Origin of the sequence: Symbiobacterium sp. (genome assembly GCF_040797425.1) — a bacterium.
Taxonomy (GTDB): domain Bacteria; phylum Bacillota; class Sulfobacillia; order Symbiobacteriales; family Symbiobacteriaceae; genus Symbiobacterium.
Window position 1 is genome coordinate 71,422 of the sequence record NZ_JBFNEH010000009.1, and the last position, 12,032, is coordinate 83,453.

Consider the following 12,032-nt stretch of genomic DNA (forward strand, 5'->3'; position numbering starts at 1 on the left):
CTCCTTGTTGCATGTGAATGCACTTGGCGGTATAATTATTCAACCACACCGCAGGAGGCGGGTTCGTTGAACCAGATGGCGCTGGACAAGGCCGCGGTGCTGGCCGAGGCGCTGCCTTACATCCGGCAGTTCTCAGGCAAGACCGTGGTCATCAAGTACGGCGGGGCCGCGATGGCCGCGGCGGATCTGAAGGCCGCCGTGATGCAGGACATCGCCCTCATGAAGTACGTGGGAATGCACCCCGTTGTCGTCCACGGCGGGGGCCCTGAGGTTTCCAGCATGGCGCGGCAGATGGGCATCGAGCCGCGGTTCGTCGACGGCCTCCGGGTCACCGACGCCGAGACGATGGCCATCGCCCAGATGGTGCTGGTGGGGAAGACCAACCGGGAGATCGTCACGCACCTCTGCGCGCAGGGGGTGAAGGCGGTGGGCCTCTCGGGGCAGGATGCCGGGCTCATCCGGGCCGTGCCGCACCGGCACCGCTCGGCCCGGACCGGCGAGGAGGTCGACCTCGGCTTCGTGGGCGACGTGGCCGCCGTCGACACCGCGGTGCTGGAGACGCTCACCACTGCCGGCTACGTGCCGGTGATCGCCCCCATCGGCCTGGGGCCCGAGGGGCAGCCCTACAACATCAACGCCGACACCGTGGCCGGGGCCATCGCCGCAGCGCTGAAGGCGGAGAAGCTGGTGCTGCTCACCGACGTGGAAGGGGTCCGGGCCGACAGGGACGACCCCGGGAGCCTGCTGAGCCGGGTGACGGTGCAGGAGATCCGGGAGTGGATGGCCGACGGCCGGCTGGAGGGCGGGATGATCCCCAAGCTTCAGTGCTGCATCACCGCCCTGGAGGCGGGCGTCAACCGGGTGCACATCATCGACGGCCGGGTGCCCCACAGCCTGCTGCTGGAGATCTTCACCCACGAGGGCGTGGGCACGATGGTCGTGAAGTAGGAACCGGTGGGTGCCGGCACCGACGGGAAAGAAGGAGATGGCGGGGATGACGGGATCGGAGAGCGCCGCCCTGATGGCCAGGGCGGACAGGCATACCATGAACACGTACGCGCGGTACCCGATTGCCCTGGTGCGCGGCGAGGGGGTCCGCTGCTGGGACGCCGACGGCAAGGAGTACCTGGACTTCCTCGGCGGCATCGCCGTGAACGTGCTGGGCCACGCCCACCCGGCGGTGGTGGAGGCCATCGCCGCCCAGGCGCGGAGGCTCATCCATTGCTCCAACCTGTACTACAGCGAGCCGATGGCGGCGCTGGCCGAGCTGCTCACCCGGAGCGGCGGGCTGGACCGGGTCTTCTTCTGCAACTCCGGCGCCGAGGCCAACGAGGGCGCCATCAAGCTGGCCCGCAAGTACCAGTGGCGGAAGGGGCGCAAGGAGAAGAACCGCATCGTCTCGCTCACCCACTCCTTCCACGGGCGCACCCTCGCCACCGTGACGGCCACGGCAAAGCCGGCGATCCAGGAGGGCTTCGGCCCGCTGCCCGAGGGCTTTGACCACGCCGAGGCCGGCGACGTGGCGGCGCTGGAGGCGGCGGTGACGGAGAAGACCGCGGCGGTGATCGTGGAGCCGGTGCAGGGGGAGGGCGGGGTGATGCCCCTCTCCCGGGAGTACCTGGCGGCTGCCCGCGCCATCTGCGACGCGCGCGGCGCCCTCCTGATCTTCGACGAGGTCCAGTGCGGCATGGGCCGGGTGGGCACCCTCTTCGCCTACCAGGCCTTCGGGGTGAAGCCCGATATCCTCACCCTGGCCAAGGGGCTCGGGGGCGGCGTGCCCATCGGCGCCGTCTGCGCCACGGAGGAGGCGGCCACCGGCTTCGCCCCCGGGGACCACGGCACCACGTTCGGCGGCAACCCCCTGGCCTGCGCCGCCGCACTGGCCACGGTGAAGACCCTGCTGGCGGAGGACCTGCCGGCGCGCGCCCGGGCCATGGGCGCATACCTTCTGTCCGGGCTCAAGCAGCTGCAGGCGAAGCATCCGGACCTCGTCAAGGAGGTCCGGGGGATGGGGCTGATGCTGGGCATGGAGCTCACCCGGCCGGCCGCCCCGGTGCTGGCCAAGTGCCACGAACTGGGGCTCCTGGTGAACGTGACGGCCAACACGGTGATCCGGCTCCTGCCGCCCTACATCATCACGGAGGCGGACGCCGACCGGGCCCTGGCCATCCTGGACCAGGCGCTGGCGGCGGTGGGCGAGGCGGATTAGCAGGATGTGGTTCCAACAAGGCGACCGCCACCACAAATCACGAGGGGACCTGCGTGAATGTGCGCAGGTCCCCTCGAACCGTTCATAGCACGACTCGCTTTTCGCCGCTACTCCGACTCGGACTTGGACTCCGCCGTCGCTGCCACGGGCACCGGCTCGGACGCCTGGGCGCCGACCTCGACGGGCTGGTGGTCGAGGCCGGGGATCTTCTTCATCAGGTCCTGAATCGACACGCCGGTCAGCCCCTCCAGCACGGTCGGGGCGGTGGCCACCAGCTTGGCGACGTCGTTCATGAACTTGTTGATGCCCACCTCGCCGTCGCCCTGCGAAAGGATCGTGACCTTGTCGATGCGGGTGAGCGGCTCGGCCGCGGCCCGCATGAGCTCAGGCAGCACCGGCAGCAGCTTGTCGAGGATGGCGGCCTGGCCGTATTCCTTGTACGCCTCGGCCTTGATGCGCATGGCCTCGGCTTCGGCACGGCCCTTGGCCAGGATGACCTCGGCCTCGGCGAGACCCCGCTGCTTCACCACGTCGGCTTCGGCCTCGCCGGACATCCGGATGGCCTTCGCCTCGGCCTCGGCCTCGATCTCCCGCTTGCGGGCCTGTGCCGCAGCGAGGGTCTCCTGTTTCTGCCGCTCGATCTCGGCCTGCTTCAGCACGGTGGCGATGAGTTCCTTCTCACGCCGCAGGATTTCGGCCTCCTGGACCTTCACCTGCTCCTGCCGCTCGATCTGCTGCACGCGGACCTGCTCGGCGATCACCTGCTGCTGCATCACGTTGGCCTCGATGTCGTAGGCCTTGTCGGCCTGCGCCTGCGCCCGCTTGGTCTCGGCCTCGAAGGCCGCTCGCTTCAGGTTCAGGTCGCGCTGCGCCTCGGCCTGCTTGGCCAGCGACTCGGACTGGGCCAGCACCGTTTCCTGCTCGGCCTTCGCCTTGGCGATGGCCGCCTCCCGCATGGCCTCGGCCCGCTTGATCTCGGTGTCGCGCTGGGCCTCGGCGGCGGCAATCTCGGCCGCCCGCTTGATGCGCTCGGTGTCGGGCCGGCCCATGTTGTTGATGTAGTCGTTCTTGTCCTTGATCTCCTTCACGGTGAAGGAGACGACCTCAAGGCCCATCTTCGCCATGTCGTCGGCGACGTTGGCCCGCATGCGGTCGGCCACCATCTCGGGCTCCTTGACGATCTGCTCCACCGTCAGCTGGCCCACGATGCCCCGCAGGTGGCCCTCCATGACGAGCTTGAGGATCTCGTGCTGTTCCTTGATGGATTTCGACAGGAACTGCTCGGCCGCGGTCAGGATGGACTCGGTGTCAGATTTCACCTTGATCTGCGCCACCGCCTCCACGGTGACCGCGACGCCCTGGACGGTGTAGAAGTCCTGCTGCGGGACCACGTCGAAGGACATCAGTTCCAGGGAGAGCTCCTGGGCTGACTGGATCAGCGGCCACACGACCAGGCCGCCGCCCTTGGTGACGCGGGGCCCGCCAAAACCGTAGACGATGAGTGCCCGGTTGGGCGGCACCTTGCGGTACATCGAGGCCAGGAGCGCGAGCAGGATCAGGACGCCGACGATGGTCAGGCCGGCGTAGATCAGAGGACCCCAGTTCATCCGTTCTCAATCCCCCTTACCACGTTCTCTTTCATGAACTCTCGCCATGGCTGGACGTAGGCGACGCCCCGCTCATAGCGCAGGATCACGACCTCTTCGCCCTTGGGGATGGGGCGCCCGTCCGCAGAGCGGGCCGCCGACACCATGCGGGAGCCGTGCTGCCGGTAGACCACCTCCCCTGTGCCCCCTTCCCGGATCGACACCGTCAGCTTCCCGACGATGCCCGTGTAGCTGGTGGGCGGCAGGGGACGCTCGCCCCGGATCAGGAAGCGCTGCCAGCGATAGATCAGCCAGCCGGTGGTGAAGGCGCCTGCCGCCGCGCCGACCAGGGAGAGCCACACGACAGCCGGCCCGAGGGAGGAGACCAGGTAGCCGACCCCGCCGAAGCCCATGAGCGCCGCCATGAGGGTCTGGAAGTTGATGGGCGAGATGGCGGCCGCCTTGCCGATGTGGCCCTTCTGCCCGTGGGCCATGTCCGCGTCGGCGGAGAGGTCCACGGCCGGCGGGGTCGCCAGGTCGCCCCCGTGGGCGAGATCGGCGCCTGCCGAGAGGTCGCCACCGACGGAAAGATCACCGCCGGCCGAGAGATCTGCACCGGCCGAGAGATCTGCACCGGCCGAGAAGTCCGCACCTGCGGAGAGATCGCCACCGTGAGAGAGGTCACCGCCGTGGGAGAGATCTCCGGCCTTACCGCCCATGTTCAAAAAGCCGAGGATGGCCGACACGAGCGTAAGGCCAAAACCGACATAAAAGGTGTAAAGGAAGACGGACGTCACGAGGCCACACCCCCCGGAGCGGATGGCGTTGTCTCTGCCTATAAGACCCGCAGCCGGCCCGGTTTGGTTCTGAGTCATCCGTTTTCCCGGCAGGAACCGTTGTCCTGCCCGGGCCAGCTTTTTGTAAGCAATTTCCAGGCGTTGACCTGTGCGGAGATTCGACCCGCCGTTGCACATGCTGACGGAAGACGCATCGACGCACGAAGGGAGAGACAGCCATGTCCAAGATCGTGCTCATCGGTTGCGGCCAGGTCGGAGCGACCTTCGCCTACACGGTGCTGCTCAAGGGACTTGCCAACGAGCTGGTGGTGATCGACGCCAACAAGGAGAAGGCATTGGGCGACGTGCTGGACCTGAACCACGGCCTCATGCTTGCCCACCCGCTCAAGATCCGGCTGGGCGACTACCCCGACTGCGAGGGGGCCGACATCATCGTGATCGCGGCCGGGGCGGCCCAGCGGCCGGGCGAGACGCGCACGGACCTCATGGGCCGGAACGTGGCCATTTTCGACCAGATCATCTCCCAGGTGACCCGCTACAACCACGACGGCATCCTGCTCATCGCGACCAACCCGGTGGACATCCTGACACAGGTGGCCCTCAAGCTGTCGGGCTGGCCGCCGAACCGGGTGATCGGCTCGGGCACCCTGCTCGACAGCTCCCGCCTGCGCTACCTCATGGCCACCCGGTTCGGCGTGGATCCGCGGTCGGTGCACGGCATGATCATCGGCGAGCACGGCGACAGCGAGCTGGCCGTCTGGTCCCAGGCCAGCGTGGGCGGCGTCCCGATCGACAGCCCCGAGGCCGGGGACCGCTGGCGCCTCACGCCGGAGGAGCGGGTCCAGATCCTCGAGGAGACCCGCAACGCGGCCTACCAGATCATCGCCGCCAAGGGTGCGACCTACTACGCCATCGCCCTGGCGCTGGCCCGCATCTGCGAGGCGATCCTGCAGGACCAGAAATCCATCCTGCCGGTCTCCACCTACCTGCAGGGCTACCACGGCATCGACGGGGTCTGCCTGGGGGTTCCGTGCGTGGTGGGCCGGCACGGGGTCGAGGAGATCATCCAGCTGCCGCTGGCGCCTGAGGAGGAACAGGAGCTCAGGGCCTCCGCGGCGAAGCTGCGCGGCTTCCTGACCGAGATCGGCTTCTAGGCGCAACGCAAGTCTGCCGGAAGGTGCGAGTAGACTATTGCATGACGCCGCGATCTGCTATACTCTTACCTAGAATGGTTCTCGCTGTGGGAGGTGAACGCCATGACGCCAACCAGGAACGACACTGCTGACATGCAGCACGAAGACTCGTTCTCGGCCGGGCTCCGCGCGGCGGGGCTGAAGCTGACGGCTCAGCGCAGCGCCATCTGCAAGGCCCTGGCCGACATGGCGGGCAAGCACCATCCCACGGTGCAGGAGATCTTCGAGGCCGCCCGACGGTACCATTCGGGCGTGAGCCTCGCCACGGTGTACAACACGCTGACCGTCCTGAAGGAGCGGGGGCTGCTCTACGAGCTGGGCCCCGACGCAGCCGGCGCCGTCCACTACGAGCTCGACGTGGACACGCACATCAACGTCGTCTGCATTCGCTGCAAGCGGGTGATCGACCTGCCCCACGTCTCCACCGGGATGGAGGAGGCGGTCGCCCGGCAGACCGGCTTCCGGGTGATCGGCGCCCAGATGCTTTACTATGGCATCTGCCCCGCCTGCAGCGGGGAGGGCGTCGCGGACTAGGAACACGTACAATGCCGCCACGGCACACCGCCGTGGTGGTTTTTTTATCTGAAATCCCAACAGGCCCTTGCCAACCGCCGCGGGCGGAGCTAGAATGATTCTAGCTTAGAACGGTTCTACAGTAGGGGGTGGTCCGGTGACTCCGAGGACGGGGCACTGGCTGGATGACGAACTGCGGCCGCTGGTCTGGGCGACCGTGCTCAGCGGGTTCTTCCTCGTGCTGGGCTGGGCGCTGGAGCATGGAGCGCCGGGCCTGTCGGCGTGGTCGGCCGTGGCTTACGCGGCCGCCTACGTCAGCGGCGGTTACCTGCGGGTGAAGGATGGGCTGGCCGCCTTGCGGCGGGGCAGCTTGAACATCGATATGCTGATGGTGATGGGCGCGATGGGCGCTGCCGCCCTGGGGCGCTGGGGCGAGGGTGCGGTGCTCATCTTCCTCTTCGCCCTCTCCAACGCGCTCGAGGAGTTCGTGTCGGGTAGGACGCGGCGGGCGATCGAGGCGCTGATGACGCTGCGGCCGGAAGAGGTGCTGGTGCGGCAGGAGGACGGCGCGGAGCGGCTGGTGCCGCTGGAGCAGGTGCAGCCGGGCGATCTCGTGGTGGTGCGGCCCGGCGAGCGGGTGGGAATCGACGGCGTCGTGGTGGAGGGCCGCTCGGCCATCGACCAGGCCCCCATCACCGGCGAGTCGGTGCCGGTGGCCAAGGAGGCGGGTTCGCCGGTCTACGCCGGCAGCCTCAACACCACGGGCAGCCTGCTGGTCAGGGTGACGAAGCCCGCCGGGGAGTCGACCCTGGCCCGGGTGATCCGGCTGGTGGAGCAGGCGCACGAGCACAAGGCCCGGGCCCAGCGTGCCGTTGACTGGATCGACCGCTACTATACGCTGATCGTGGTGGCCGTAGCCCTGCTCACCTGGACCCTGCCCCCGCTCGTGGCCGGGTGGGCGTGGTCGGACAGCTTCTACCTGGCCATGCAGCTCCTGGTGGTGATGTCGCCCTGCGCGCTGGTGATCGCCACCCCGGCGGCACTCCTCTCCGGCATCGCCGCCGGTGCCCGGCAGGGCATCCTGTTCAAGGGCGGCGTCCACCTGGAGCAGGCGGGGGACATTAAGGTCGTCGCATTTGACAAGACCGGCACCCTCACCGAGGGCCGGCCGCGGCTGACGTCGCTCTGCCCCGCGGAGGGGGTTGCCGAGACGGAACTGCTCCGGCTGGCGGCATCCGCCGAGCTGCGCTCGGGTCACCCGGTGGGAAGGGCAATCGTGGCGGCTGCCCGGCGGCAGCTGGAGGAGCTGCCCGAGCCCGAGCAGGTGGAGGAGCAGCCCGGCCTCGGCGTGACCGCCCGGGTGGAGGGGCGGCTGGTGCAGGTGGGCAGCCGGCGCCTGTGGGAGGGCGCCCGCGCTGAGACCTCCCTCCGGTGGCTCCTCGCCCAGGCCGAGCGGCTGGAAGAGCAGGGCGAGACGGCGGTGCTGGTACTGGCGGAGGGGAAGCCCCTGGGCGTGCTCGGCGTCGCCGACCAGATTCGCCCGCAGGCCCGGGCCGTGATCGCCGCCCTGCGGGCCCAGGGCGTGGAGCGGATCGTGATGCTGACCGGCGACAACGAGCGGGTCGCCGCGGCGGTGGCGGCGGAAGCCGGCGTCGACGAGTACCAGGCCGGACTGCTGCCGGCCGACAAGCTGGAGGCCATCGCAGCGCTGGAGCGGCAGTACGGCCCCGTGGCCATGGTGGGAGACGGCATCAACGACGCCCCGGCCCTGGCGCGGGCCAGCCTGGGGGTGGCCATGGGCGGCGCCGGCAACGACGCGGCGCTGGAGAGCGCCGACGTGGTGCTGATGGCCGACGACTTCTCCCGCCTGCCTGAGGTCTTCCAGCTCGGCCGACGGGCCCGGCGGGTGGTCTGGCAGAACCTGGCCTTCGCCACGGGTGTGATCATGGTGCTGGTGACGACCAGCCTGCTCGGGAACCTTACGCTGCCGCTGGCGGTGGTGGGCCACGAGGGATCGACGGTTCTGGTGGCGCTGAACGGAATCCGGCTGCTCTTCGGCGGAGTGCGGCGGCGCCTTCCCGTCCCGGTGGCCGGCGTGGAGCAGGCCCGCGGCGTATAGCCAGTCATACTGCGCCCGGACGCCCGGTGACGGGGCGCCCGGGCCCCTGCGCGCAAAGGGACCCGGGAATCTGCCCGGGTCCCTATTGCATACTTATTCATATGGAGTTATAATCATGCACCAAAGAAGCCCCGGGCAGCGGGCTCAATACTGAGGAGGCGCCGGATTCATGGGGAACAAGAAGTGTGTGTTGGCTTATTCAGGCGGGCTGGACACGTCGGTCGCGATTCACTGGATCAAGGAGCACTACGACGCCGACGTGATCGCTCTGGCGGTGGACCTCGGGGCCAATGACAAGGACCTCGACTTCATTCAGAAGAAAGCGCTCTCCATCGGCGCCGTCAAGAGCTATGTATACGACGCGAAGCAGCAGTTCGCGTATGACTTCATCCTGTCGGCCCTGCAGGCCAACGCCTGCTATGAGTCCAAGTATTTCCTCTCTGCGTCGCTCTCCCGTCCGCTGATCGCCAAGCTGCTGGTGGAAGTGGCGGAGAAGGAAGGGGCTCAGTACGTCGCCCACGGCTGCACCGGCAAGGGCAACGACCAGGTGCGGTTCGACGTGTCGGTGGCCGCCCTCAACCCGAACCTTGAGGTGCTGGCCCCCGTGCGGGAATGGGCCTGGAGCCGGGAGGAGGAGATCGACTACGCCCAGCAGCACGGCATCCCGGTACCGGTGGGCAAGGAGAACCCCTTCTCCATCGACGTGAACCTGTGGGGCCGTTCCTGCGAGGCCGGCGTGCTGGAGGACCCCTGGGCCGAGGCCCCCGAGGAGGCCTTCGAGTGGACGGTGAACCCCAAGGACGCGCCCGACGAGCCCGAGTACGTGGAGATCGGCTTCGAACAGGGCGTGCCCGTCGCGCTGAACGGCGAGCGGATGGGGCTGGTGCAGCTGATCGAGCAGCTGCACGCCATCGCCGGCAAGCACGGCGTGGGCCGCATCGACCACGTGGAAAACCGGCTGGTGGGCATCAAGTCCCGCGAGGTTTACGAGATGCCGGCGGCCACAGTGCTCACCCTCGCCCACAAGGAGCTCGAGGCCCTCACCCTGCCCCGTGAGCTGCACCACTTCAAGCTGGGGCTGGAGCAGAAGTACGCCGAGCTGGTCTACAACGGCCTCTGGTTCCACCCGCTGAAGGAGGCGCTGGACGCTTTCATCAAGAAGTCGCAGGAGACCGTTACGGGCGAGGTACGGGTGAAGCTCTTCAAGGGCTCGGCCTTCTGCGTGGGCCGCAAGTCGCCGTACACGCTCTACTCCTACGACCTGGCCACCTACGACAAGGCCGACAAGTTCGACCACAAGGCCGCCAAGGGCTTCATCGACATCTTCGGCCTGCCCACCCGGGTGTACGCCGCGGTGCAGCGGAAGAACTGAACCGTACCCTGACGGACCGGGGTTGCCCCGAGAGCTGCCTGCTCTCGTTGGGCAGCCCCTTTTCCGCGCCGTCCGGCCTCCCCCGTCAGGGCAGGAAAGCGGTTGACCGGATGCGAACAAGAAAGCCATGAGAGGTGCGCCGTGCGCAGAGAGGGGAGGGATGCCCAGTGGCCCGCATCTACTACCGGCTGGTGCTCACCGTGCTCTGCGCGCTGGCAGCCTACGTGACGCCCGTCTATACCCTCTCCTACCCGTATTACCTGCCCTACTTCGCCGGCGGGCTCGTCGCGGCGCTGCTTGCCTGGTCCTTCCTTCAGCTGGCCATCCTCATCGAGCCTGAGGTGAAGCCGGGCGTGCAGTTCATCGTGGGCGCCGGCTTCGCCGTCATCTCCTGGGCGCATATCTCCATGGTGGCGGTCCTTCACATCATTCCGGCGGTGATGCGGGCCGGCCACCTGCTCGACACCTTCGACCCCGTCTGGATCCTGGGCGGCCTCTCGCCCCTGGTGGTGCCCGCGGCCGCGCTCGCATGCAAGCTGGCCGGCCGCCCGTTCCTGCCGTCCCTCGCGGCGGCGCTCTTCCGCTTCTCCGTGCCGCTCGGCCTCCTGAGCATCATCCCCCGGTTCCTGAACCTGCCCAAGCAGTTTCGCTGGCTCTTTCTCTTCACCGGCGTGATGTTTGTGGTGCTCGACGGACTGGGCTTCAGTCTGCGCCCGAGGCGCGGAGGCCAGTCGGCATAGCCTTTCGTGTCATCGCAATGGAGCCATCTGGCCAGTTGACCAACAATTTTCCAACCGATACCCTGAGAGTAACAACAGCGCCGAGCGTCAACGTCGGCAGCCATGCGCACGGCCGCCCGCACGGCCGTGCGTCCGGGTCAGCACAACACGGGAGCGACCGGTCTCGGGTCGGTCCCTTTTTTCGCAGTGGGCGGATTGCAACACCGATCACGGGAGGGGTATCATGACCGCACGCTTCGACCTCATCGTTGTCGGCGGCGGCCCGGCGGGCCTCGCTGCGGCCATCTGCGGGGCACGGTCCCGGCTGTCGACCCTGCTCATCGAGAAGGGGCAGCCCGGCGGCCGGGCCGCGCACATCATGCAGATCGATAATTTCCCCGGGGCCGGCTGTACCACCGGTCCCGATCTGGTCAGTCGTTTCCGGGGGCAGGCGGAGGCGCTGGGCGTCACCTTCCTGCAGGCCGAGGTCAGCCGCCTGGAGCCGGAAGGCCCGTTCAAGACCGTCTACACCAGGCAGGGTGTGGCGTATGAGGCCAGAGCGGTCATCCTGTGCCCGGGTGCCGAGCCCCGGACGCTGGGCGTGCGGGGCGAGGAGCGCCTCCGTGGCCGCGGCGTCCACTACGCGGTGGCGGATTCCGCCGCAGCCTGGGCCGGCCGGGACGTCGTGGTGGTGGGCGACGGCGACGCCGCGGTGGCGGCGGCCGTGCACTTGGCGCAGTCGGCCCGGAAAGTCTCGCTGGTCTGCATCCATTCCGAGGACCGCATGGACGCCTGCCCCGCCAGTCTGGCGCAGCTCCGCGGGAGCTCCGGCATTCAGGTGATTGCCCAGACGGCGGTGGAGGAGATTCAGGGCGAGGGCCGCGTGGAGCGGGTCGTGCTGAGGAGCCTGGTGAACGGAGAGCGCTGGACGCTCCCCGCCGACGCCGTTTTCGTGCTGGCCGGCATCACGCCCTGCACTGACTTCCTGCGCGGCAGCGGCATCCACCTGGACGCCCGGGGGTACATCATCGCCGATCCGGAGACGATGGCGACCAGCGTCGACGGCATCTACGCCGCCGGCGACGCCCGCCGCAAGTGGGTCCGTCAGGTGATCACCGCCGCTGCGGACGGCGCGATTGCGGCCCGGTCGGCCGAGCGCTTCCTGGCCGACGAGGAACTGGTGAACCACGAGCTGCTGGGACCGGCCGATCCGGTGTTGGCCGTGTTCTGGAGCCCCGCGGATCCGCTCTCGCTCGACGTGCTGCAGCAGGTGGAGCAGGTGGCCGGCAGCGCCGGCGGCCGGGTGCACGTGGTTCGGATCGACTGCCAGCAGTCGGCCCGCGTCGCCCAGCGGCTCGGGGTGGTGGAGGTGCCCACCGTGATGCTCTTCCACCGCGGTATCCCCCTGGCCACTCTGACGGAAGACTTCAACCACCTGGCAGACTGGGTGGCAGGGCACATGCCGGCAAGAATATGATGCAAACGCGGTCGCGGGGGGGGGGGGGGGGCGCCGGGCCGCCCCCC

General features: G+C 68.5%; 10 protein-coding genes. 8 read left to right on the forward strand and 2 right to left on the reverse strand.

Going from position 1 to position 12,032, the window contains the following annotated elements:
- The first annotated feature begins 66 nt into the window (after positions 1 to 66).
- A complete protein-coding gene (gene argB, locus AB2385_RS04830) occupies positions 67 to 948 on the forward strand; it encodes an acetylglutamate kinase (protein ID WP_367653808.1) in 882 nt (293 codons plus the stop codon).
- Positions 949 to 985: 37 nt separating this feature from the next.
- Positions 986 to 2,209: an acetylornithine transaminase gene (locus tag AB2385_RS04835; protein ID WP_367653819.1), complete on the forward strand. Its 1,224-nt coding sequence runs from the start codon at positions 986 to 988 to the stop codon at positions 2,207 to 2,209.
- Between the two features lie 107 nt (positions 2,210 to 2,316).
- Here the strand turns inward: AB2385_RS04835 and AB2385_RS04840 are convergent, their stop codons facing one another.
- Together AB2385_RS04840 and AB2385_RS04845 are read right to left on the reverse strand one after the other, a co-directional pair.
- Complete coding sequence (locus AB2385_RS04840) at positions 2,317 to 3,816, reverse strand: flotillin family protein (RefSeq protein ID WP_367653809.1); 1,500 nt, start codon at positions 3,814 to 3,816, stop codon at positions 2,317 to 2,319.
- A complete protein-coding gene (locus AB2385_RS04845) occupies positions 3,813 to 4,592 on the reverse strand; it encodes an NfeD family protein (RefSeq protein WP_367653810.1) in 780 nt (259 codons plus the stop codon). The genes AB2385_RS04840 and AB2385_RS04845 overlap by 4 nt, the downstream gene beginning before the upstream one ends.
- A gap of 218 nt (positions 4,593 to 4,810) precedes the next feature.
- Between AB2385_RS04845 and AB2385_RS04850 the strand changes: the two genes are divergently transcribed.
- From AB2385_RS04850 to AB2385_RS04875, 6 genes are all read left to right on the forward strand, one after another.
- Positions 4,811 to 5,746 (forward strand): L-lactate dehydrogenase, encoded by a 936-nt coding sequence (locus AB2385_RS04850; RefSeq protein ID WP_367653811.1) that lies wholly within the window; start codon positions 4,811 to 4,813, stop codon positions 5,744 to 5,746.
- Between the two features lie 102 nt (positions 5,747 to 5,848).
- Positions 5,849 to 6,319, forward strand: coding sequence for a Fur family transcriptional regulator (locus AB2385_RS04855; protein ID WP_367653812.1), 471 nt, complete (start codon positions 5,849 to 5,851; stop codon positions 6,317 to 6,319).
- 136 nt (positions 6,320 to 6,455) lie between these two features.
- Positions 6,456 to 8,417 carry a heavy metal translocating P-type ATPase gene (locus tag AB2385_RS04860; RefSeq protein WP_367653813.1) on the forward strand — a complete coding sequence of 654 codons (1,962 nt, stop codon included), beginning with the start codon at positions 6,456 to 6,458 and terminating at the stop codon, positions 8,415 to 8,417.
- 169 nt (positions 8,418 to 8,586) lie between these two features.
- The gene (locus AB2385_RS04865) at positions 8,587 to 9,789 is read left to right on the forward strand and encodes an argininosuccinate synthase (RefSeq protein ID WP_367653814.1); all 1,203 of its coding nucleotides are present in this window, start codon (positions 8,587 to 8,589) and stop codon (positions 9,787 to 9,789) included.
- A gap of 167 nt (positions 9,790 to 9,956) precedes the next feature.
- Complete coding sequence (locus tag AB2385_RS04870) at positions 9,957 to 10,529, forward strand: hypothetical protein (RefSeq protein ID WP_367653815.1); 573 nt, start codon at positions 9,957 to 9,959, stop codon at positions 10,527 to 10,529.
- A gap of 223 nt (positions 10,530 to 10,752) precedes the next feature.
- Positions 10,753 to 11,985: an FAD-dependent oxidoreductase gene (locus AB2385_RS04875; protein WP_367653816.1), complete on the forward strand. Its 1,233-nt coding sequence runs from the start codon at positions 10,753 to 10,755 to the stop codon at positions 11,983 to 11,985.
- Positions 11,986 to 12,032 lie beyond the last annotated feature (47 nt).